23 protein-coding genes and 1 pseudogene are annotated in these 21,762 nt (G+C 29.5%); 9 read left to right on the top strand and 15 right to left on the bottom strand.

Going from position 1 to position 21,762, the window contains the following annotated elements; genetic code table 11:
- Positions 1–212: 212 nt before the first annotated feature.
- Genes argH through pgp6 form a run of 9 tightly spaced genes read right to left on the bottom strand, consistent with a single transcriptional unit; the run spans position 213 to position 8,963 of the window.
- The gene (gene argH / locus ACZ5VL_RS04520) at positions 213–1,595 is read right to left on the bottom strand and encodes an argininosuccinate lyase (protein WP_464197736.1); all 1,383 of its coding nucleotides are present in this window, start codon (positions 1,593–1,595) and stop codon (positions 213–215) included.
- 15 nt (positions 1,596–1,610) lie between these two features.
- The gene (gene rimP / locus ACZ5VL_RS04515) at positions 1,611–2,030 is read right to left on the bottom strand and encodes a ribosome maturation factor RimP (protein ID WP_464197734.1); all 420 of its coding nucleotides are present in this window, start codon (positions 2,028–2,030) and stop codon (positions 1,611–1,613) included.
- Positions 2,023–2,388, bottom strand: coding sequence for a 30S ribosome-binding factor RbfA (rbfA, locus tag ACZ5VL_RS04510; RefSeq protein WP_464197732.1), 366 nt, complete (start codon positions 2,386–2,388; stop codon positions 2,023–2,025). Before rbfA ends, rimP begins: the two co-directional genes overlap by 8 nt.
- Positions 2,385–5,048: a translation initiation factor IF-2 gene (infB, locus tag ACZ5VL_RS04505; protein ID WP_464197730.1), complete on the bottom strand. Its 2,664-nt coding sequence runs from the start codon at positions 5,046–5,048 to the stop codon at positions 2,385–2,387. The genes rbfA and infB overlap by 4 nt, the downstream gene beginning before the upstream one ends.
- A complete protein-coding gene (locus ACZ5VL_RS04500; RefSeq protein ID WP_464197728.1) occupies positions 5,029–5,298 on the bottom strand; it encodes a DUF448 domain-containing protein in 270 nt (89 codons plus the stop codon). Before ACZ5VL_RS04500 ends, infB begins: the two co-directional genes overlap by 20 nt.
- A gap of 33 nt (positions 5,299–5,331) precedes the next feature.
- On the bottom strand, positions 5,332–6,210 hold the full coding sequence (gene thrB, locus ACZ5VL_RS04495) for a homoserine kinase (protein ID WP_464197726.1): 879 nt from the start codon (positions 6,208–6,210) through the stop codon (positions 5,332–5,334).
- Positions 6,211–6,220: 10 nt separating this feature from the next.
- Positions 6,221–6,613, bottom strand: coding sequence for a glycoprotease (locus ACZ5VL_RS04490; protein WP_464197724.1), 393 nt, complete (start codon positions 6,611–6,613; stop codon positions 6,221–6,223).
- Between the two features lie 50 nt (positions 6,614–6,663).
- On the bottom strand, positions 6,664–7,548 hold the full coding sequence (gene lpxC, locus ACZ5VL_RS04485) for a UDP-3-O-acyl-N-acetylglucosamine deacetylase (RefSeq protein WP_464197722.1): 885 nt from the start codon (positions 7,546–7,548) through the stop codon (positions 6,664–6,666).
- Between the two features lie 38 nt (positions 7,549–7,586).
- A complete protein-coding gene (pgp6, locus tag ACZ5VL_RS04480) occupies positions 7,587–8,963 on the bottom strand; it encodes a peptidoglycan metallopeptidase Pgp6 (RefSeq protein WP_464197720.1) in 1,377 nt (458 codons plus the stop codon).
- 191 nt (positions 8,964–9,154) lie between these two features.
- On the opposite strand from pgp6, the gene ACZ5VL_RS04475 reads away from it, so the two are divergent.
- Both ACZ5VL_RS04475 and ACZ5VL_RS04470 read left to right on the top strand, forming a co-directional pair.
- Positions 9,155–9,571 (top strand): SRPBCC family protein, encoded by a 417-nt coding sequence (locus tag ACZ5VL_RS04475; protein ID WP_464197718.1) that lies wholly within the window; start codon positions 9,155–9,157, stop codon positions 9,569–9,571.
- A 9-nt stretch (positions 9,572–9,580) separates the two neighbouring features.
- Positions 9,581–10,024, top strand: coding sequence for a MarR family winged helix-turn-helix transcriptional regulator (locus ACZ5VL_RS04470; protein WP_464197716.1), 444 nt, complete (start codon positions 9,581–9,583; stop codon positions 10,022–10,024).
- A gap of 24 nt (positions 10,025–10,048) precedes the next feature.
- On the opposite strand, the pseudogene ACZ5VL_RS04465 reads toward ACZ5VL_RS04470, so the two are convergent.
- A pseudogene (locus ACZ5VL_RS04465) lies at positions 10,049–10,878 on the bottom strand (prephenate dehydrogenase).
- 82 nt (positions 10,879–10,960) lie between these two features.
- Between ACZ5VL_RS04465 and bamA the strand changes: the two are divergent.
- Complete coding sequence (gene bamA / locus ACZ5VL_RS04460; RefSeq protein WP_464197714.1) at positions 10,961–13,186, top strand: outer membrane protein assembly factor BamA; 2,226 nt, start codon at positions 10,961–10,963, stop codon at positions 13,184–13,186.
- Between the two features lie 29 nt (positions 13,187–13,215).
- Here the strand turns inward: bamA and ACZ5VL_RS04455 are convergent, their stop codons facing one another.
- Genes ACZ5VL_RS04455 through ACZ5VL_RS04440 form a run of 4 tightly spaced genes read right to left on the bottom strand, consistent with a single transcriptional unit; the run spans position 13,216 to position 17,134 of the window.
- Positions 13,216–14,007, bottom strand: coding sequence for a metal ABC transporter permease (locus ACZ5VL_RS04455; protein ID WP_464197712.1), 792 nt, complete (start codon positions 14,005–14,007; stop codon positions 13,216–13,218).
- A 21-nt stretch (positions 14,008–14,028) separates the two neighbouring features.
- On the bottom strand, positions 14,029–14,787 hold the full coding sequence (locus tag ACZ5VL_RS04450; protein WP_464197710.1) for a metal ABC transporter ATP-binding protein: 759 nt from the start codon (positions 14,785–14,787) through the stop codon (positions 14,029–14,031).
- Positions 14,787–16,235 carry a HoxN/HupN/NixA family nickel/cobalt transporter gene (locus ACZ5VL_RS04445; RefSeq protein ID WP_464197708.1) on the bottom strand — a complete coding sequence of 483 codons (1,449 nt, stop codon included), beginning with the start codon at positions 16,233–16,235 and terminating at the stop codon, positions 14,787–14,789. Before ACZ5VL_RS04445 ends, ACZ5VL_RS04450 begins: the two co-directional genes overlap by 1 nt.
- Complete coding sequence (locus ACZ5VL_RS04440; protein WP_464197706.1) at positions 16,232–17,134, bottom strand: metal ABC transporter solute-binding protein, Zn/Mn family; 903 nt, start codon at positions 17,132–17,134, stop codon at positions 16,232–16,234. The genes ACZ5VL_RS04445 and ACZ5VL_RS04440 overlap by 4 nt, the downstream gene beginning before the upstream one ends.
- Positions 17,135–17,292: 158 nt before the next feature.
- Between ACZ5VL_RS04440 and ACZ5VL_RS04435 the strand changes: the two genes are divergently transcribed.
- The 5 genes from ACZ5VL_RS04435 to ACZ5VL_RS04415 are packed head-to-tail and all read left to right on the top strand — an operon-like array spanning position 17,293 to position 18,696.
- On the top strand, positions 17,293–17,649 hold the full coding sequence (locus tag ACZ5VL_RS04435; RefSeq protein WP_464197704.1) for a Fur family transcriptional regulator: 357 nt from the start codon (positions 17,293–17,295) through the stop codon (positions 17,647–17,649).
- Positions 17,650–17,707: 58 nt separating this feature from the next.
- A complete protein-coding gene (locus tag ACZ5VL_RS04430; protein ID WP_464197702.1) occupies positions 17,708–18,007 on the top strand; it encodes an ElaB/YgaM/YqjD family protein in 300 nt (99 codons plus the stop codon).
- The gene (locus ACZ5VL_RS04425; protein ID WP_464197700.1) at positions 18,007–18,288 is read left to right on the top strand and encodes a hypothetical protein; all 282 of its coding nucleotides are present in this window, start codon (positions 18,007–18,009) and stop codon (positions 18,286–18,288) included. Before ACZ5VL_RS04430 ends, ACZ5VL_RS04425 begins: the two co-directional genes overlap by 1 nt.
- Complete coding sequence (locus ACZ5VL_RS04420) at positions 18,267–18,524, top strand: hypothetical protein (RefSeq protein ID WP_464197698.1); 258 nt, start codon at positions 18,267–18,269, stop codon at positions 18,522–18,524. Before ACZ5VL_RS04425 ends, ACZ5VL_RS04420 begins: the two co-directional genes overlap by 22 nt.
- Positions 18,525–18,534: 10 nt before the next feature.
- Positions 18,535–18,696, top strand: coding sequence for a DUF1328 domain-containing protein (locus ACZ5VL_RS04415; protein ID WP_464197696.1), 162 nt, complete (start codon positions 18,535–18,537; stop codon positions 18,694–18,696).
- 12 nt (positions 18,697–18,708) lie between these two features.
- On the opposite strand, the gene ACZ5VL_RS04410 is transcribed toward ACZ5VL_RS04415, so the two are convergent.
- Positions 18,709–19,722, bottom strand: coding sequence for an AI-2E family transporter (locus ACZ5VL_RS04410; RefSeq protein WP_464197694.1), 1,014 nt, complete (start codon positions 19,720–19,722; stop codon positions 18,709–18,711).
- 102 nt (positions 19,723–19,824) lie between these two features.
- Here ACZ5VL_RS04410 and ACZ5VL_RS04405 point away from each other — a divergent pair, with 102 nt between their 5' ends.
- Complete coding sequence (locus ACZ5VL_RS04405; RefSeq protein WP_464197692.1) at positions 19,825–21,753, top strand: motility associated factor glycosyltransferase family protein; 1,929 nt, start codon at positions 19,825–19,827, stop codon at positions 21,751–21,753.
- Positions 21,754–21,762 lie beyond the last annotated feature (9 nt).

Here is a 21,762-nt window from a genome sequence, read left to right as displayed (position 1 = left end):
AGATCATGGGCATTTTTTAGCATATTTTCTCCCTTACTCCAATTAAAACCTCTAAGGAGTTATATGTAGTGCCTCATGTTCTTTTTCTAATCTCTTTTATATTTACGGTTTCTCAAAATAAAGATATCTAAACGCCATTAAGGTTATCGCAGTTAAAATCTATCTTTTTCATGATCAATAGTCAAATAAGATAATTTTTATCTTGATTAAAATCAACCTTGCAAAAACTCTTCAAGCTCTTTTATTTGATTTTCTACGCTTAAATTTGCAGTGCCGCCTATACTATTTCTAGCTTCTTTTGAGTTAATAAGGCTTAAAACTTTCATAGCACTTTGATCTATATTTTCATCAACACCTTTTAGATCTTCAAAAGTAACTTCGCTTAAATCTAGCCCCTTACTCTCAGCCATAGCAACGCATTTACCGGTTATAAAGTGAGCTTTTCTAAATGGTATATTTTTCTCTCTAACTAAAAAATCAGCAAGATCTGTAGCTACTAAATGACCTTTTTTACAAGCTTTTAGCATATTATCGGCATTTATATTCATGCTATCAATCATCTCATTTAATATAATTAAGCTAGAATGTGCTACATTTACACTATCAAAAACGCCTTCTTTATCTTCTTGCATATCTTTATTATAAGCCAGAGGAAGTGATTTCATAGTAGTAAGTAGTGCCATTAAATTACCATAAACTCTACCTGTTTTACCACGAATAAGCTCTGCTACATCTGGGTTTTTTTTCTGTGGCATTATGGAGCTTCCAGTTGAAAACTTATCGCTTATTGTCACAAACATAAATTCCTGCGAACTCCATAAAATAAGTTCTTCGCAAAGTCTTGAAGTATGAGTAAAAATTAAAGATATATCAAAAAGTAGTTCAAGTGCAAAATCTCTATCGCTTACCGTGTCCATACAATTTGATGTAACACCATCAAATCCAAGAGTTTTTGCAACTTCAAACCTGTCTATTTTGTGTGGTGTTCCAGCAAGTGCAGCACATCCTAATGGGCTAAAGTTGTTTCTTTCATAAGAGCTTTCAAGCCTCTTTATATCTCTTTTAAACATAAAAGAGTACGCTAGTAAATGATACGCAAAAGATACTGGTTGTGCATGTTGTAAATGCGTAAATCCTGGCATTATAGTATCTTTATTTTCTTTAGCTTTTTTAAGAAGAGTTGATATTAAATTTAAAAGCAAATTTGAAATTTCTTTAAATTCATTTAAAACAAACATCCTAAAATCTAGTGAAACTTGGTCATTTCTACTTCTTGCAGTATGAAGCCTTCCACCTATATCAGCTCCAATTATTTCACTTAGTCTTTTTTCAACTGACATATGAATATCTTCATCTTCAAGCTTGAAATTAAATGTACCGTTTTTAATTTCTTCAAGAACTTGCTTTAAACCATTTACTATTTTTTTGCTATCGTTTTTATCTAAAATTCCACAATTTCCAAGCATTGTAGCATGTGCTATCGAACCATTTATGTCTTGTAAAAAAAGGTTTTTGTCAAAGTTTATAGATGCGTTAAACTCTTCTAAAAGTTTTGAACTCCCTTCACTAAACCGACCTGACCACATTTTTTGCATAAAAGCTCCTTTATTTTACCACTCTATGTAAGTTTTTGCTTTTTTTATATCATTAAAATTAATTTTGATTTTTTCATCTTTTGCTTGCAACATTATTTCGCCATTGTTTACACTTATAAGCTTACCTTCATACTTTTTATTATCTTTATCTGTTATTTTTACAAGCTCATTTATACTATTTTCAAAATGATCTAAAGCCACTAGTTTTCTCTCTATTCCAGGACTACTAACCTCTAAAACCCACTCACCATTTACTGGCGGTTCAACATCAAAAATAGGTGAAAGAAGCCTGCTAACCCTCTCACAATCATCTAAGCTTACTCCGCCATCTTTTGTTATAAAAATTCTATAAATAGTTCTTTCATTTAAACTTTGTGACTCAACGCCATAAAATTTAACTCCACACTGTTCAATCAAAGATGATAACTCAACCATTTTTATTTAGTTCCTTTGAGATTTTATCAAATAAATCATCCATGTGATTTTGATACTCTAGCCTATCATCAAATTTAAAGTGTAGTTGTGGCGCTCTAAACCAACCCTGGTCTTCTAAGCAGTAATTTTGTATAATTTTTGAAGCTTTTTTTAGGTGATTTAAAATATATTCTTGTTCTTTTTTATCATAAAACATCTTATCTAAATAAACAAAAGCATCATATCTACCTTTTTTGCACTCTACTTCTGTAACACAAAGTCCTTTTAACATATCATCACCAAGTGTTGCAAATGCTTCTGGAATAATCTGCTTTAGTACACTTTCTGTTCTAAGTCGTTTTATTTCAGCTGCGTTCATAAACTAACTTGTTCCTCAACTTCTTTGTAACTTTCTATATAATCGCCTTCTCTTAGGTCATTATATCCGTCTATACCAACACCACACTCATAGCCTTTTGCAACCTCTTTAACATCATCTTTAAAGCGTTTTAATGAGCTAACATTGCCTTCATAAACAACAATACCATCTCTAATAAGTCTGATTTTTGCACCTCTGCTTATTGTGCCTTCTGTTACCATACATCCAGCAATTGTACCAATTTTTGGCACATTTATAACTTGTCTGATTTCTGCTTGTCCTAGTTGCTCTTCTCTTATAACTGGGCTCATAAGACCTGTTAAAAGTGCCTTTACATCATCTAGCAGGTTGTATATAACGTTATATGTTTTTATTTCAACGCCACGTTCTTTTGCTTGTTCTTTTATAGCTCCAGTTGGTCTTATATTAAATCCTAGAACAACACAGTGTTCGCTAGCTGCAGCAAGTCCTATATCGCTTTGAGTTATACCACCAACTCCAGCGTGAATTATGTTAACTTTTACTTCTTCATTTCTAAGCTTTTCCAAGCTTGCTTTTATAGCTTCTAAACTACCTTGAACATCTGCTTTGATAATTATAGGAAGAGTTTTTATCTCGCCTTCTTTTATCTTATCGGCTAACTCATCTATAGTAACTTTTGTTGATTTAGAAAGTTCTTTTTGTCGTAAATACTCCATTTTCTTTTGAGCATACTCTCTTGCTTCTTTTTCACTACTTACACTTATAAGGGCTTCACCCGCCTCAGGAACTTCACTAAGTCCTGTTATAACGCCACATTCTCCCGGTTTTATATTTTGAAGTTTTCCCTTTTTATCATCTGTTAAACTTCTTACTCTACCATAAGCAACGCCAGCAACAATGGTATCCCCAAGTCTTAATGTACCATTTTCCACTATAACAGTTGCAACAGGCCCTCTACCTTTTTGTAGAGAACTTTCAACTATAACGGCTTTTGCATCTCTGTTTGGATTGGCTTTTAATTCCAATATATCTGCTTGTAAAAGCACAACTTCTAAAAGATCTTCTATACCATCACCTGTTTTTGCAGAAATTGGCACAAACTCATATTTTCCACCCCATTCAATAGGCATAACATCAAGTTCTGCTAAACCACTTTTTACCATATCTGGATTTGCTGTTTCTTTATCCATTTTATTTATAGCAATAATTATTGGAACATTTGCACTTTTTGCATGATTTATAGCTTCAATTGTTTGTGGTTTTACACCATCATCAGCAGCAACAACTACAATAGCAATATCTGTTACTTGCGCACCCCTTGCTCTCATAGCAGTAAATGCTTCGTGTCCTGGAGTATCTATGAAAGTTATATTTCTTCCATTTTTATTTACCATGTAAGCACCAACATGTTGTGTGATGCCTCCGGCTTCACTGCTTGCAACACGAGATTTTCTTATATAATCAAGCAAACTTGTTTTACCATGATCAACATGTCCCATAATAGTAACAACAGGAGTTCTATCTGTTCCATTTTCCTCATCAATATCTAAATCTTCGTAGGCTTTTACATAGTCAAAACTCTCTTTTGTATCAACTATGTTTACTTCGATGCCAAATTCATCTGCTAAAATTTCTATCGCATCATCATCTAAAAAGTCATTTTTAGTTGTCATCATGCCAAGCATAAAAAGTTTAGATATAATTTCACTTGGTTGTTTGTTAATCTTATCTGCAAACTCATAAACTCTTATTTCTCTTGGAATACTTATAGATGTAATATCTTCATTAGAATCTTTTTTTTCTGCTTTTTTATGTTTTTTTCTAGCTTTTCTTTGTATACCTTGCTCCACCAAAACTTTATTAAAAGATTGTTTTAAAACATTAGCTGGCTTTTTATTTTGTTGAGATACAACAGGAGTAAACTCTTTTGTTGTAAGATCCGGCAAAACAACCATATTATCATCTTCTAATACAATTTCAGCCATTTCTCCAAGCAAATCAACTTTTTGTGTTGATTCTTTTTTAGAAACTATAACTTTTTTCTTTTTATCTTTTTTCTTTTTATCTAGCATTGCATCACTATTTGAAAATGAATTTTCCAAATTTAAATATTTTAATGCTTCTTCTTTTGTTTTAGAAGCTTCTTTTGGTTGTTTATAACTTGAAACCTCTTCTGCCTCTTCTTCTTTTTTCTTTTTTACAATAACAAGTCCACGTCTTTTTTGTAAAGATGCGCTAGCTAAAGTTTCAATAGGTTTTTTTGTTTTTAACTGATCTTCTTTTTTCTCATTAAGACTATCTTCTTTTGAAATATCTTCTTTAGTAGTTTCATTAATAATTTCTTCTACATTTTTATTTTCTAATTTTTCATATTTAGATTTTGTTTTTTCTTTAGTAGATTTACAAGATTTTTCTGTTTGTTTTTCTTTTTCTTTATTATCTTTTACCTTTTCTTCTTTAGACTTCTTAGCCGATGATTTTTTTTCTTTTTTTGCTAGCAACTCTTCAGAAATTACGCCTGTTTGGACATAGATATAGATAGCCTCTGCTTCTTTTTCACTAACAGAACTATCTGCTTTTTTTACACTTGTTAGACCCATTTCTTGGGCTTTTTTTATGATCTCAGCGTTAGAACAACCTATTTCTAATGCAATTTCACTAATTTTCACACTCGCCATTTACTAGCTTCTCCTTTAAATCCTGCTCAGTTATTTTATGTATATTTTTAATATATTTACCAAGAGGTTTTTTTATAAATTTCATATCTTTTTCCAAACAATCCACACAAATATAAAAACTTCTACCAAATCCACTCCAATGTTGTATCTCTTGATTTTTAGCTTCATATCTGTAAAGCTTTTTTTGGGGAAGTCTATTTTTGCAAACCACACACATTCTAATTTGTAAGGATTCGTTTTTTTCTTGCACTATTATATCTTTGTTTTTCTTTTTTTTTGCTTTTTAATTTATTATAATACCATCATTTTGAAATGAAAATATCTCAACTCTAAAATTTGGAAATTTATCTATGAATATTTCTTTGAGTTTATGTGCATCATCTTTGTAAACTATATTTAAAAAACTTGATCCACTTCCTGAAAGAGAGCTCATAAGAGCTCCGTTTTCATAGGCCAAATTTCTTATATCAAATAGTTCTGGTAAAGACTCCATCCTTATATCCTCATGAATCATATCTTTAGAGGCAAAAGATAGTTTATTATAATTTTTAGTTAAAAAACACGCAGTCAAATAAGATGCATGAGATATATTGTTTACACATTGGGCTACTGTATACTTTTTAGGAAGTTTTGATCTTGACTCTTTTGTTCCCATGCTTTTTGTTGGTATAACAACAACAGCTCTTATATCATCGCTGATATCGCATTTTTGAAATAAAACTTTATCATATTCGACGATGGAACATGTAAAGCCTCCAAATACTGCTGGGGTAATGTTGTCTGGATGATTTTCATAAATCAAAGATCTATTTAAAACTATCTGTTTATCTATCTTAAATCCTGCCATTTTATAAGCTGATGCTATAGCTGATACTATGACAGCTGAACTACTCCCAAGACCTCTAGAAAATGGAATAGAGTTTTTAAACTTAAATTTGAAATTTTGTTTTTCTCCAGTAAGTTCTAAAAAAATTTCGTTAAAAATATTTACAAAAGTATTATTTTTTTTTAAAAAAGATTTATTGAATCCTTCGCCCAAAATAGATATAGTCTGAACTCTAAAAGGCTTGATCTCAACTTCATTAAAAAAATCTAGAGCAAGACCCAATGTGTCAAAGCCAGGTCCTAAATTTGCACTTGTTGCTGGAGTTAAAATTTTCAAACAATTTTCCTTAAATGGCACTAACTACATAATTTGGCAAAGTATCTTCATGAATTATAATGTTATTAAAATTTTGAGGCAAAAAAAGATTTCCACTTTCTTTTTTTGTCATATTTATTTTATCATCTTGCAAAATAAATGCCAAGTTTTTATTTGCTTTTATTATACCATTATCGCTAACATCAAATCCACTAATTGCACTAAATTTTATATTTTTTATGTAACAAAATGTTTTTAATATTATATAACTAAGCTTTATGCCCATAAAACTGCCTGGTCCATTTGTATATATAATGTGAGTTATCTCAAATTTATCTAAAATAACTTGTAAAATTTCAGGCAATGAATCGCCACACTTTTTTTCACTACTAAAATTTTGTATTAAATTTCCATTTTCATACACACCAACTAAAAGCGGTGATGAAAGAGAGACAACTAGGATTTCAACTTTTTTTATGCGAAAGCCTTTGCATATTCTTTAGACTCTTGACCTTCTAATGTTAGAATTTCATAGTTTTCTTTATCTTTCAAGATATCTAATGTAAGCTTGTGATTTAACTCATGGCTACCTGCATAAGATGTATATTTTCCTATAATAGGTAATCCAAGAAGTGCTAAATCACCAATAGCATCTAAAATTTTATGTCTTACAAATTCGTTTTCAAACCTAAGTCCTTCTGGATTTAAAATTCTGTTTTCATCAATAACTACAGCATTATCTAAACTACCACCAAGAGCTAGATTTTTTGATCTTAACATTTGAACATCTTTTAAAAAACCAAATGTCCTAGCTTTTGCAATCTGTTCTATAAAATTTTTCTTACTAAAATCAAAAACAAAATTTTGCTCTCCAATGACTGGATTATCAAACTTAATAGTATAATCAAACTTAAAATCTTTTGATGGCTCAATTTTTACAAATTTATTGCCAATTCTTACTTCAACTGGTTTTTTTATAGATAAAATTTTCTTCTTTTTATCAAGCTTTCTAATACCAGCCTCATCTAAGAGCATACAAAAAGCCATAGCGCTTCCGTCCATAACCGGAACTTCATTGGCATCTAAAATAACTCTAAGATTATCTATGCCATAAGCACTAATGGCACTCATTAGGTGCTCTATAGTTGAAACAGAACCATCTTTTGAACCAATAACTGTTGCCATTTGTGTATTTATTACATTTGCTGGATCAGCTTTAAAACTAACACCCAAATCACTTCTATAAAAAACAATGCCCATATCGACCTCAAGTGGCTCTAGGATTAATTTTATCGGCTCACCTTTATGAAGCCCTATGCCTATACCTTCTATTTTTTTCGCTATTGTAATTTGATTCACAATTTATCCTTAAAATACTTTAACTACGCAAACTGTATTTATTTTTTTTCAACTACCGCCTTTTTAGCGCTATTTAAAATATCAAAAACATTTTCTTTCATCCATTTTTGATCCATCCATTCTTCTGGTCTGACTTCAATTCCTTGGACAATTATACTAAAATGAAGATGATCGCCTAAGGCTAGACCAGTAGTTCCTGTGTTTGCTATATTTTTTTCTTTTACAAACACATCTCCTACTGATATATTTAAATTTGAACAATGTCCATACAGACTATATAAACCAAATCCATGATATAAAACAGCATTTAATCCATATATACCATTTTCATTTGCAAAAACAACTTGACTAGGATTGTTTGTTGTTATAGAAGCAGCACTGACACTAGCAAAATCAATACCCATATGCCAAGATTCGCTCACTATATTTTTTTTATCACCATAATAATAAAACCTATGATCACCAAAGCTAGCAACAGCTTGACCATTTACTAAAGGAAAAAATGGCTTTATATCAAAATTTTCTAACATTTTATCTGGAACTTTGGATGTTATTTCTCTTATTTTATCTTCATTACCTATTCTAAGTGTTTCGTTTACAAACTTAAACTTCTCAAGTTTTGAAAGAGAAGATGGATCCTTTGCATACATGCTAGCAAGATCTTCTATCTTACCATCTAAAAAATTATCTTTTAGCTCTATTGTAGATACCTTATATGTTCTTTCTTTTAAAAAGTATCTAACCCTTGCCTTGCTAATATTTCCAGCATAATCTTCAGCAACAACATCTGCACTAAAGTTTTGTTGGCTTACTGGCCAAGCAACCAATGCTGCATAATAGCCTTCTTTATAAAAAGGTGTTGCTATAAATTCTTTTCCGTAGTTTGTCGCAACATAAACTCTTTTTAAGTTCTCATCATTAGCCCTAAAAACAACCGTAGCTGCTCCACCTTTTGCTATAGAGTACGATTGATTTATAACATAAATTTCAGGTCTTTTTGTATCTACACTTACGATAGCTTTTTTTACAGTGCTATTTCCAGTAAGCTTCCAATAGCTCTTATCTGTTGCTTCCACTATTAAAGTATATTCATTTTTAGATCCAAAAAAACCTGTTTTTGGAAAAGTTATGTCTAATTTTGCATTTTTTTGCGGAATTTCAAAATTTTCATTTGCAATAGTAATTTTATTTGTTCCATCATCCAAACTTACTCTTACAAATTTAATACCACTATCATCAGAAACTTCTATAGGAAGTGGGCTTTTTAAGTTCCAATAAATCTTATCATCTAATTTTACTTCAGGTGCATTTCTCTCAAACATAGGAGATTTAATTATATAAAAAACACCAACACATATCGCTACGATAAATAAAACAACTATTATGCCGCTAATTCCTCTACTGTTTCTTGCCATTCAAAACCTTTAAATCTATTAAAATTCTGATTATTCTAACTAAAATTCGATAAATTTTTTGTAAATTTAGTTAATTTTAAAAAAATTTATATTCATTAACTTGACAATTTATATGCTATTTTATATAATAACTATACTTATTATAACTATACTTATAATATAAAATTTAAACAAATTTTTAAGGGGATGATATGTTTAAAGTTAAAACCAGCATTAAAGCAAGAGCTAATACAGATAGAGTATGGAATTTATACGAAAATGTCTCATTATGGAATGAGTGGGATGATTCTATAAGTAAAGTCACTCTTAATGGAAATTTTATAGATAATACAGAAGGAACGATATTTTTTTCTGATAAAAATACACCTCCATTAAAATTTATCTTATCTGATGTAAAACCAAATAAAAGCTTTACAACCTCTTCTTTTGCAAGAGATATTTCTATAAAAATTACTCACAATATAAATGAGCTAGAAGAAAATATAACTATTGATAATACTATAGAAATAACCGGAAAGGATGAAAATATGATAAATAATATTGGTAATAATCTATGCAAACAAATCGAAAATAGTACAAAGAAACTACTGCTATTAGCAATAAATTAGGACAAAACTATGGATTTTAAATTTAAAGCAAAAGAAAGCCCCGGACTACTTTTTTGGCAAGTTTCTACGTTATGGAAAAGAAAGATAAACAATGCACTTGCTAGCTTTAGCATAACACATACACAATATGTTATATTAGCAATAATTTCTTATTTGTCTCAAACTGACGAAAAAATAACACAAGTAGAAATTTCAAATTTATCCATGATAGATGTTATGACAATATCAAAAACAGTTAGATTACTAGAAAAGAAAAAATTGATCCAAAGATACGAAGATGCAGATGATAGTAGAGCAAAAATACTAAAATTAACCAGCGAAGCAAAACAGTTACTGCCAAAAGCAATAGCTGCAGTAGAAGACATAGATTCATCATTTTTTACATCTTCAAATGTTAAATTTTCCAATTTAATAGATTTACTAAAAATTCTTAAAAATAATAACACAAATTAAAAATTCTTTTGAAGCTAGATTTTGTTACAAAATTTCCCTGATTTTTCTAGCTTCACTCATCCAATTTTTAAGCTCGTCCCATTTTTTTTCTTTAATTAAATTTTCACATAAATCAAATTCTTTTCTAAACATATTTATAGCAAAAAGTATATTTTCACTATTTTGTTTAAATATATCACTCCACATTTCAGGAGAGCTTTTTGCGGTTCTTATCATATCGCTAAAACTACCTCCTCTTAATGCTAAAATATGTTTAATATCTTCTTCTTTCATCACACTGTTTGCTAGCGAAAAGCTAATAACGTGCGTTATGTGGGAAATAATAGCAGCATGATGATCGTGCTCAACTGCACTCATAAAAACTATCTTCATTCCAATATGAGAAGATATTTCAACGATCCTTCTTCTGTGAATTTCTGCATTTTCTTCCATATCGCAAAGAACCATAACCGCATCTTTAAAAAGGTTATCTTTTGCTGCACTTGGTCCAGAAAATTCTGTTCCTGACATTGGGTGAGCTGCAACGAAATTTTTTCTAATATTTTTAGGAACATTTGATAAAATTTCAACCTTAGTGCTTCCAAGCTCTACTATTGTCAGATTTTCATCGATCTCTCCTAAATTTTGAGTAGTTTTTATAATAGCCTCAACTGGGATCGCTAAAAAAATGATATCGCATTTTTTTTCATCTCATCTAAGCCCATAAGAGAATTAACCAATCCTAAATTTAAAGCTTCTTCTTCATTTTGTTTACTTAAATCATATCCAACTATACTAGAAACTATTTTTGTTTTTCTCAAACATAGACCAATTGAGCCACCTATCAAACCAAGTCCAACAATACCTACTCTCATGTTTTTCCTTAAAATTAATAAAAAAACAAATTTATTTATGGTATTATACCACTTTTTAATACTAGTATTTAGGTAAAACTTAATGAAAAAACACATAATGTTAGCTTTAATGGCATCTTGTTGTGCTTATGGTGTAGAAATAAAATCTATAAATTTTGAAGGTTTGGTGCATCTATCGCCAGCAGTTGCCGCTCAAATAGCTGGTCTTAGTGTAGGTGAAGAATTAACTCCTCAAAAATCAGATAGAGCTATAAAAAATTTATTTAATCAAAACTATTTTAATGACATTTATATCAACAACGAAGATGGTCATATTACATTTGTAGTAAAAGAAAGACCAAGTATTGCAAAACTTGATATAGAAGGCGTTGTTACAAATGACAAAAAGGCCATAGAGTCTCTAATAGGCATAAAACAAGGTCAAATTTACGATACTTTTAGCATGGAAAATGCAAAAGAAAGAATAAAGCAATATTATGAAGTAAAAGGTTTTTTTGATACAGTTGTAGTTGTTGATACAAAGCCAATAGCAGAAGAATCAAGCAGTCTTCACGTAACTATACGGGTAAATAGAGGCGAAAAAATTATCATTCAAAATGTAAATTTAGTTGGAGCTAATGTTCTTGATTACTCTGATATAGAACCAGCTGTTGCAAACAAGCAAAAAGAAATGTTAGGCTGGATGTGGGGATTTAATGACGGAAGCGCAAAAATTTATGAGCTTTCAAACGATCCGTCAAAAATACTTGATGAGTATTTTAAAAAAGGTTATTTAGATGCAACAGTTTCAACACCATATTTTAATGCATTTATGGATAACTATACAGCAGAACTAACATACTATATATCAGAAGGTGAGAGATACAAAATTTCAGAAATTACTTTAGAAATTCCTGATTATGTTGGCGTAGATGCTAATGAAATAAAAGATGATTTTAGACTAGAATCTGGCGATACTATGAACTCTCACAAACTAAGACAAGACATTAAGTCTATTGAAGATGCAGTAGCCAACAAAGGATACGCTTATGTAAAAGTTATACCTCAAACTGATAAAAATCCAAACGACCATACAGTTGCTATACATTACAAAGTTATCCCTGGCGATAAAGTTTACATAAGAAATGTAAATATAGCAGGAAATGAAAAAACGGCAGATAAAGTTATAAGAAGAGAGCTTTATCTAACAGAAGGTAATTTATATAATAGACAAGATATGGTAGATACAAAAAATGCTCTAAAAAGAACTAGTTATTTTGAAGAAGCTGAAATAAAAGAAGAAAGAGTTAATGACAATCAGGTTGATTTGCTAGTTGATGTTAAAGAAGCACCAACGGGATCTATAACTGGCGGTATAGGATATGGTTCAAGTGATGGTCTATTACTAAGCGCTAGTTTATCAGATACCAATGTTTTTGGAACTGGTCTAAAAGGAGTTATTGGTGTTGATAAGAGCGATAATGAGTTAAACGGTAGAATAGGCTTAACAAACCCAAGACTATTTGACTCCAAATATAGCCTAAGCGGAATGGCATATGCAAATGACTACAGTTGGAATACCTATGAAGAAAAATCTTATGGATTTACAACCTCACTAGGAAGACAACTTGGTAGATATACGAATGTGTCTTTAGCATATGTCATAGAACAAAGTGATATAACAAAATTAAGCGAACACCTTTTACGAACAGGTTACAAAGAAGGTAAAAATTTAAAAAGCGCTTTTATACCATCTATATCATTTGATAATACAGATGATTACTACTTACCAAGAAGTGGTATAACAGCATCAACCTCTCTAGAAATGGCTGGAGCTGGCGGTGATTCTAAATTTTTCAAAAATAAAACAAAATTTGGCGTTTATCAAGGTTTAAGAGATTACATAGGATATGACCTTATCTTAAGATACAAGGCTGAGTTTCAAAAAGCATGGGATAACGGATATCTACCTATCAACGAAAGAATATATCTTGGCGGTATGAGATCTATTAGAGGATTTAAATCAAGAAGTGTATCTCCTAAAAATCGTTGGGGGGATGAATATGGTGGCGAGATATCATTTAATAACTCTGCTGAACTTAGCTTCCCTCTTATAGATAGGATAAAAATGAGGGGCTTAGCATTCTTCGACTATGGTATGATAGGAGAAGGAAACTCTATTAATGACATAAAAAGATATAGTGCAGGTGCTGGCATAGAGTGGACAACGCCCATAGGACCACTTCAACTTATATTCGCAAAACCTCTAAATGACGAGGTTGGAGATAAAACAAGTACATTTGAATTTATGATAGGAAGAAGATTCTAAAAAATAAAAAGTAAAGAGATGCAAACTCTTTACTTTTTTAAAAAAAATCCAAAAAAACATAGCGAGGCTACAAGTATTATACTTGCTCCACTTGTGAGATTATATTTAAAACTAAAAAATAATCCAACTATACAAAAAATAATAGATAAAAAAGAAGAAAATACCATTAATTGACCTAGCTTTTTTGAAAAACTTTGAGCTATAAAAGGTGGTATCGTAAGAAGGGCTATTATAAGTATAAGGCCTACAACTCTTATTGTAGCAACTATACAAATAGCTATCATACATACAAGCAAGTAATAAAATGCGCTTACATTTACCCCCCTTAGTTTTGCAAACTCTCTATCAAAACTTATGGCACAAAACTGTCTATAAAAAATACAGATAAGAATTATACAAACCACATTTACTATACCAATAAAAATTAGATCATAGTTACTTACAGTTAAAATTGATCCAAAAAGATAACTCATTAAATCAACATTGTAGCCAGGCGTTAAATCTATAAAAATTATCCCTATTGCCATTCCAAAAGCCCATATTGCGCCTATTACTGAATCAATCTTATTTATATCTTTTAAAGTAATAGTAGCTATTATCACGGCTAATAATAAAGAAAATACTCCAGCACCTAAAAGTGGCTCAAGTGAGAAAAAAAATGCCATTCCTATGCCACCATATGCACCATGGGCTATTCCACCTGCTATAAATGACATTTTGTTTATAACTATTAATGAACCTATTATACCACATGCCACACTTACTAAAAACGCAGCCATGATAGCATTTTGAACAAATCCCATATGCAAAATTTCTATCATTTTTCCTCTTTATATTTAGTTCTATTTATCAAAACAAGAGCAACTTTTTAAAGCAACCTCAACATCGCAAAAATGATCATGATTGTGCGCTAAATGTGATATAAAATCCTGTCTTGAAAATTCTGGAGAAATATCGTGTAAAAATAGAGTTTTGCTGACATATGCAACCTTTGAAGCATAAGCAAGAGCCAAATTTAAATCATGGCTTATTAAAATTATTCCAATACCTTCAGAGTTTATATGTTTTAAAAGATTATAAATATCAGCTTGACCTTTTGTATCTATGCTAGCAGTTGGCTCATCAAGCATTAAAATTTTTACCTTTGCGCATAAAGCTCTTGCTATATAAACCCTTTGTCTTTGCCCAACACTTAAATCTCCAATCTTAGTATCAAAAAATTTATCCATTTTCACTTTTGAAAGCGCATTCATGGCAAGTTTTTTTTGTTCTTTTGTATAAAATCCAAATGTTTTTTTATCTATAATGCCCATCAAAACTACATCCAAAGCACACATTGGAAAATTTTGATTCACAAGAAAAGTTTGAGGAACATAGCCTATATCTTTTGTAATTTTTGTGGGAGATTTATCAAAAATCTTTATCAGTCCAGTAGTTGGCTTTAAAAGTCCTAGCATAAGTTTTAAAAGTGTTGTTTTTCCGCCACCATTTGGACCTATAATAACTAAAAAGTCTTTTATATTATAAGAAAAATTTATATTTTGTAAAATTATCTGTCTATCATAGCTAAAACTTAAATTTTCTATTTTTATATCACTCATTACAACACTTTCATACTATTTGAAATATAAAACATGAAAACTCCAAAAATTAGCATTATAAAAAGCGCTAAAATCTCTATATAAAATTTACATTTTTTAAACCTAGCAAATGCATTTATACTCGCACCAAAAATTGCGGATATAAATATCACACTACTCATTCCAAGTGCCATAAAAATAGCGCTTGCACTAGCTACAAAATAACTGCCTAACTCAAAAGCCAACACAAACACAAGTATAGTTCCAGGACAAGGAACAAGTGCGGCACAACTTGCTACAATCCACTGAGAATATGTCTTTGGCTCCTTTTGTAAAGCTTTGCAAGTTGCACAAGCACAGCCTTTATTATGCCATTTAAATTTTACTTTTTGTCTTTTAATGTTTTTTATTTTTTTATAAAACATATACAATGCAATGCAAATTATGATTATAGCAGAAATTTTAGTTGTTACAACAGAGATATTTTTTGTATATAATGTACTAAATTTTGACAAACTAAAAACCATTATAAAGACAAGTAAAAAGGCACCAAGTACATGTAAAAATCCAACCTTTAAAGCAAAATTAATAGCTTTTACATAATTTCCACCATTTGCACTAAAATATGTTCCTGTAAGCATTTTGCCATGTCCTGGTCCAGCTGCATGAAAAAATCCGTATAAAAAAGAAAAAAATAAGACAGCACTCAAGCTAAAAATAGAAAAATGCTCCTTATTTTGTTTGAGCATATTTTTTAACTCATCTAAAAACTTTATATTGAATTTGCTTAATTCATCTAGTTTTTTTTTATCTATATCATCAATCTCTTTGTATTTGTTATCTTCATTTTTTAATAATGAAGAAAGAACTGGCTTTTTTGAATCTATCTGTGCTTTTTTAGATGTGGTCATTTCATAATAAGCTGTATTTAAATTAATATTATCAACTATAAATATGCCATCATAAATCTCAAAAGGATTCATATGAGAAATTTTGAAATTAAAATAACCTTGTTTATCACGTATGTCATAAACCAATACTCTATTTAATTTAATATCCAAATTCAAATTTACAATTAAATCAAATTTCAACCTATCTTCTTGAAAATATACCCTATGCTCTACTTCTTTAAATTTAATACTTTTTGGCTCTTTATCTTCATCATAAAAAGATAAATGAGTAAGATAATTTAGTGGTTTTAAATATTTTATAAGAGCATATTCTACATCTTTTAACTCTTTTTCATCTAAAACATTGTCCGAGTTTATATCATAATCATACTTTGTTAGTTGTGAAAAATTCTCAGAAAAAGTCCAATTAAATTCTATATTTTCTATCTTGTCAAATTTGGTATTAAACTTTACATCTATATGAGCAGTTGGCGTATAAAAAGCACAAAGAGCGCACCCAAATGCGTTTATACTAAAAAAGCATAACAGCAAAAGGGTGTAAAAAAATCTTTTAATCATAAGCTTTTAGAAAAAATTTCAGCGGTTTTTCTCATGCTATCATCCCAGTTTTCAGGAAGCTGATCTATCTCGATAACATTCGCATTTGTCTGATTTGCTATCAAATTTGCAGATTTTTTAGAAAATTGTGGCGCCACAAAAATAACTTTAATTTTCTCTTCCTTTGCTTCTTTTATAAGTTCTGATAAATCAGACATTTTAGGCTCTTTTCCCTCTATTTCTATTGGAATTTGTTTTAGATCATATCTTTTTGCAAAATAACCCCAAGAAGGATGATAAACTATAAAAGAACGATTTTTAACATTTACTAATTTATCATTTATAAATTTATCCAACTCATCAAGATTTGAGATAAATTTTTCTAAATTCTTGCTATATAAATCTTTATTTTCAGGAAAAGCCTTTATAAGAGCGTTTGCTATATTTTGCGCTTGGGTTTTAACTAAAATTGGATCAAGCCATATATGCGGATCTAAGCCATTGTGACTATCTTCGTGTTTATGATTATCATGTTCTTTATGAGAAGAGTGACTTTTATGATCTTTATCATGTTTTTCATGATCATGCTCGTGCTTAAGCATAGCTATTTTATTAATACCGATAGCGGTATCTACAAATATTAAATTTGGATAAGATTTTTTAAATCTATCTAGCCAAGCATGCTCAAAATCAATACCCACAGCAAAATACAATACACTGTTTTCTAAATTTTTCATCTGATTTGGTTTTGGTTCATATGTGTGCGGATCAGCACCTTTTTCAACCATGACATTTATATCAACACTATCACCAGCAATTTGTTCTACAAAATATTTAGTTGGCAATATACTTGTAGTTACGATAGGTTTTGCCATCAAAAAACTAATGCTAAAGAATAAAAACAATACTGTTTTTTTCATCGATTCTCCTTAAAAATTTCTCAAAAGTCTATCTAAATGCAACTTAGTTGCAACTTAATTTTCTAATAATTTTAAATTTGAAAATTATTATTATAAATAAATATGGTTTTATTCTATTATTAGAATTTTAAGATATTATTTCAAAAAAAGAGATTAGTATGGATGCAAAAAAAATTTTACAAGATCACAATATAAAAATCACAAAATTAAGACAAAAGATTATAGAGATACTAAATTGTAGTAAAAATCCTCTTAGTTATGATGAAATTTTATCACAAATAGATTCAAACAAAACTACATTTTACCGCAATATTGAGCTTTTTGAAAATAATGATATAGTTATAAAAACAGAAAATAATCACAAAAGTTATTATGAATTAGCAAATGGCGCAAAAGCATACTTTGTTTGTGAGGTTTGTAAACAAATGACAAATGTAAAAGTTCCAAATATAAGCGGTTCAAGTAGGGTAAAAAGCGTTGTTATTAAAGGAATTTGTAAGGATTGTAATTCTTAACCTAAAGTATTTAAAATAAAGTAGTACAATTTCATTATCTTAAACAAAAGGAGATAAGATGGCAAGTACAGAAACAAATGTTGAATCATTAAAAAAGGAAGTTGATGATTTAAAAAAGGACTTAAAAGATATTACTAAGACTTTAAAAGATACAGTTGAGAATTTTGGAAAAGATAGCAAAAATAATTTTTTTGATTCTTCAAAAATGGACGAAATCAAAAAAGCTTTAGAAGATTTAAAAGTAAAAGGTAAGGATGGTATCGAAAATATAAACGATACAATAAAATCTGATCCTATGAAAAGTGTTGCAGTAACTTTTGGTATCGGTCTACTTTTAGGCTTGGTTCTTAAAAAATAATGGCAAGCGTATCTGAATTCGTCATTTCGTTTTGCGAATTAATAGAAGCACAAACTGATGAAATAAGATATTCGTTTGAGCAAGGTGCTAAAAATATCGTTGTGTATGTTCTTTTAGCCCTTGTATCTTTTATAGGATTTATATTTTTAATTATTGGAATAGATCTACTTTTTCAAACTTATGTTGGAGAGGTTTATTCTAAATTTATCACAGCTGGCGTTGCTTTTATTTTAACTTTTGTACTTTATAAAGTATTAATATGCAAACACAAACGCAAATAAAAAAAGAATGCTTAAACAATGTTGTATCTATGCTAAATAGTGGCAAAATCAAAAAAGATAAAATAAGTCTAAAACAAGCAAAGATCAACCTTATCCAAAATGATTTTACTATAGATATTGCTCGAGAATTGAGTCTTATTAATAAGCTTAGTTTTAGTAAGGCTTTAAGACTTTTTTTTAACAGACACTTTGTAATTCCAGCTCTTTTTAAATTTGTGAAAAATATCTTATACTAGGGGATACCAAATGCTTTCATATGTTATTATATTTTTAGTAATAGCTCTTATTGCTGGATTTTTAGGTTTTAGAGGAGTTGCTGGTACAAGTGCTTGGATAGCCAAAGTTATATTTGTTATCTTTTTAGTTCTTTTTATAGTTTCTCTAATAAGACAAAACGGCCTCATATAAATATTAAATCTTTTAGCTCTTATTACTAAGTAAAACTGATATAAATTTAGTTTTTGGGTTACTACTCATTGCTATTTTTACACTCATTGTTAGTGGAACTGCCAAAAACATTCCTCCAACTCCTAATATAAAACCCCAGAAAATCAAACTAAGAATGACAACTAGCGTTGATAATCCCAATTTATCACCAAGGAATTTCGGCTCTATAAAATTACCTATACTTATATTTATAACAACATAAATAATAGTAACTATAAAAGCATTAGCATATCCATTTAAAAGCAAAGATATTAAAATAGCAGGTATTGCTGCTATTATAGAACCAATCGTTGGTATATAGTTCAGCAAAAATGCCAATATTCCCCAAATAGGCGCATAGGAAACTTCTAAAAAAACTAAAGAAATCCATACTAGCAACCCAGTTACCATAGATGCTATAGTCTTAATGGCAAGATATCTTTTAAGATCTGATATAAACTTGTCAAGCATAATTTTATTTTGTAAATTTAAATTTGAAAAATACTCGACCTTATCTCTAAAAATATTTGTTTCTATAATCATAAAAACAAAAAGTAAAAGAACTACGAAAGTTTTACTAAGAAGTGTTGATGACCATTTCAAAGCACTACTAGTTGCTAAAAAAATACTATTTGGATTTATATATGAAAAAATAGACTCATTAAAATTAATATGTTCCGTAATAGAACTTAAATTTAAAATCAAATTAGTGTAAAAATTCATAAATTTTGATTGCAAATCTGGCAAATTTGTTAAAAAATGTGTAGTATTTTTAGCTATAACATTTCCTACTATAAAAAATAAACCAAAAAAACATAATAAAACAATTATAAGCGATATAACTCTTGGAATTTTTAACTTCTGCATAAATGTAATAATAGGAGATATTAAAATAGCTAAAAATACAGCCAACAAAAATGGTATTATAATATCTCTAGAAAAATATAGTCCCGCCATTACGATAACGAAATATGCTGAGTTTAATAGTAAATTTGATGAACTTTTCATAACAATATCCAATAATTATAGGTTATGGGTTAAATTATACTTTAGAAGTTTTAATATATCTTATTTTATGATACAATGTAGTAAAAATTTTAAGGTTTAATCATGGGCAAAAAGAAAGAAAAAAAAGACAATTATACCAAAAATATAGAAGCTCTATTTGATGTAAATCCTAAACTTGCTGTTAATATTTTTGCTATAAAAACAAATGAGAAATTTGATGTTTTTACTGGATCTGATCCTATAAATATAAATATTATTGAAAAATCTGGTGAGGGATATTTATATGTTCATCCAGTCGATGATATAGAAGCAAAACTAAATGACATAGAAAATAATTTCTCAAGATATCCTAGTTTGTTTTTCTATGGTATGGGAAACGGAGTACTTTACAAAGCTCTTTTGCAAAATAAAACCCATGGAGTTATAGCTGTTTTTGAACCTGAAATCGAAATACTCTATATAGCTCTTAGTTTTATTGATTTTTCAAAAGAGATAAAAGAAAAAAGATTAAGATTATATAACGCTTTAAATGTCAATTATGCCGAACTTTACGAACTAGCAAAAGATGAAAAAATTAATCCTTACGTTAAACTTTACAACATAGATATTCACTCAAAATATTATGATAAATTTAAAGATAACATAATATATATAAATCAAAATATGGCAAATGCTATAAAACAAATGGTTTTATCGCATGGAAACGATAGCACAGATGCTCTAATAGGAATAGCTCACCATATTCAAAATACTCCAGATATGCTAAAAAGCATTCCTTTTAGTTCAATAATCGAAAAAAGGGGTAAAAAAAGAAAAACTGCTGTTATAGTTTCAACTGGTCCTTCACTTACAAAACAACTTGATTTGTTGAAAAAATATGCAAACAGACTAACTGTCATAAGCGTAGATGCTTCTTTGCCAATTCTTCAAAAACACGGCATAAAACCCGATTATGTTGTTTCTATAGAAAGAGTTGAGTTTACAGCAAACTTTTTTTTAAATTTAGACAAAGAGCTGTTAAAAGATACTATTTTCATACTACCATCACTTACTCATAAACAAAGTATATTAAATTTGGAAGACTTTCAAAAAGCTATAGTAATGAGGCCTTTTAACTTCACAAGGTCTTTCAAAATAGATGATTTTGGCTATCTTGGCATTGGAATGTCGGCAGCAAATAGTGCTTATGAGCTTGGAGCTTTTTTAGGACATAAAAATATTTTATTTATAGGACAAGATTTAGCATTTTCAGATGATGGCAAATCGCACGCACAAAATCACATTTATGGTGAAAATGAGCAGCAAAATAACAATACACTTACAACCATTCGATATGGCGGAGAAGGATTGATTGATACAACTTGGGTTTGGAACTTATTTAGAGGTGCATTCGAAGTTGCTATACATGAAGCAAAAACTTTAAATATAGATACATATAACTGCACAGAAGGTGGCTCTAGAATACATGGAGCTATAGAAATACCGTTTAAAGAAGCTATAGAAAAATTTACAACAGATGAAAATTTGCCTCCACTTGAAAAAATTGAACCTTTTGATGATAAAAAAATAGCTCTTTTTTCTAAAAAAATAGAAAAAAAATATAGTAAAATAAAAACCTATATTTTAGATCTCATTAAAAAAGTAGAAAAATTATTTCTTGAAATTGCTCCTCAAATCGAGAATTTTGAACTTTTGCTACTAGAAGGCAAAAAAGATGAGATTAACTATGACAAAATCGCAACTATGATAAAAGAAATAGACATTATAAAATATGAAGTTGAAAGCAAAGAATTTACAAAATATTGTGTAGATGCCACTCAAGCTTATATTTACACACAAGAGCTAAATTTGGCAAAAATAGCAGTAGAGCCTTCAAATACAGATGATCAAAAAAGAGACAAAATGGTAAGATGGGTTATTGCTCACAAATATTGGCTTTTTACTCTAGCTGGTAGTTTACAATCTCAAATAAACGCCATGGAAACAACAGAAAAATATATGATGGATTTCTTTAAAAAATTTAATGCCTAGATTTATATG

The sequence above is a fragment of the Campylobacter sp. GTC17093 genome (genome assembly GCF_055397635.1).
This window is presented reverse-complemented; position numbering and strand designations above follow the sequence as displayed.

Bases quoted from the DNA above. Each gene is read 5' to 3' on its own strand.
- ACZ5VL_RS04450 (WP_464197710.1), bottom strand. From the start codon at position 14,787: ATGAGTGATATAAAAATAGAAAATTTAAGTTTTAGCTATGATAGACAG.
- ACZ5VL_RS04430 (WP_464197702.1), top strand. From the start codon at position 17,708: ATGGCAAGTACAGAAACAAATGTTGAATCATTAAAAAAGGAAGTTGAT.
- argH (WP_464197736.1), bottom strand. From the start codon at position 1,595: ATGCAAAAAATGTGGTCAGGTCGGTTTAGTGAAGGGAGTTCAAAACTT.
- ACZ5VL_RS04425 (WP_464197700.1), top strand. From the start codon at position 18,007: ATGGCAAGCGTATCTGAATTCGTCATTTCGTTTTGCGAATTAATAGAA.
- ACZ5VL_RS04435 (WP_464197704.1), top strand. From the start codon at position 17,293: ATGGATGCAAAAAAAATTTTACAAGATCACAATATAAAAATCACAAAA.
- ACZ5VL_RS04415 (WP_464197696.1), top strand. From the start codon at position 18,535: ATGCTTTCATATGTTATTATATTTTTAGTAATAGCTCTTATTGCTGGA.
- rbfA (WP_464197732.1), bottom strand. From the start codon at position 2,388: ATGAACGCAGCTGAAATAAAACGACTTAGAACAGAAAGTGTACTAAAG.
- pgp6 (WP_464197720.1), bottom strand. From the start codon at position 8,963: ATGGCAAGAAACAGTAGAGGAATTAGCGGCATAATAGTTGTTTTATTT.
- ACZ5VL_RS04440 (WP_464197706.1), bottom strand. From the start codon at position 17,134: ATGAAAAAAACAGTATTGTTTTTATTCTTTAGCATTAGTTTTTTGATG.
- rimP (WP_464197734.1), bottom strand. From the start codon at position 2,030: ATGGTTGAGTTATCATCTTTGATTGAACAGTGTGGAGTTAAATTTTAT.
- ACZ5VL_RS04420 (WP_464197698.1), top strand. From the start codon at position 18,267: ATGCAAACACAAACGCAAATAAAAAAAGAATGCTTAAACAATGTTGTA.
- ACZ5VL_RS04410 (WP_464197694.1), bottom strand. From the start codon at position 19,722: ATGAAAAGTTCATCAAATTTACTATTAAACTCAGCATATTTCGTTATC.
- ACZ5VL_RS04445 (WP_464197708.1), bottom strand. From the start codon at position 16,235: ATGATTAAAAGATTTTTTTACACCCTTTTGCTGTTATGCTTTTTTAGT.
- ACZ5VL_RS04455 (WP_464197712.1), bottom strand. From the start codon at position 14,007: ATGATAGAAATTTTGCATATGGGATTTGTTCAAAATGCTATCATGGCT.
- infB (WP_464197730.1), bottom strand. From the start codon at position 5,048: ATGGCGAGTGTGAAAATTAGTGAAATTGCATTAGAAATAGGTTGTTCT.
- ACZ5VL_RS04405 (WP_464197692.1), top strand. From the start codon at position 19,825: ATGGGCAAAAAGAAAGAAAAAAAAGACAATTATACCAAAAATATAGAA.
- ACZ5VL_RS04470 (WP_464197716.1), top strand. From the start codon at position 9,581: ATGGATTTTAAATTTAAAGCAAAAGAAAGCCCCGGACTACTTTTTTGG.
- ACZ5VL_RS04475 (WP_464197718.1), top strand. From the start codon at position 9,155: ATGTTTAAAGTTAAAACCAGCATTAAAGCAAGAGCTAATACAGATAGA.
- bamA (WP_464197714.1), top strand. From the start codon at position 10,961: ATGAAAAAACACATAATGTTAGCTTTAATGGCATCTTGTTGTGCTTAT.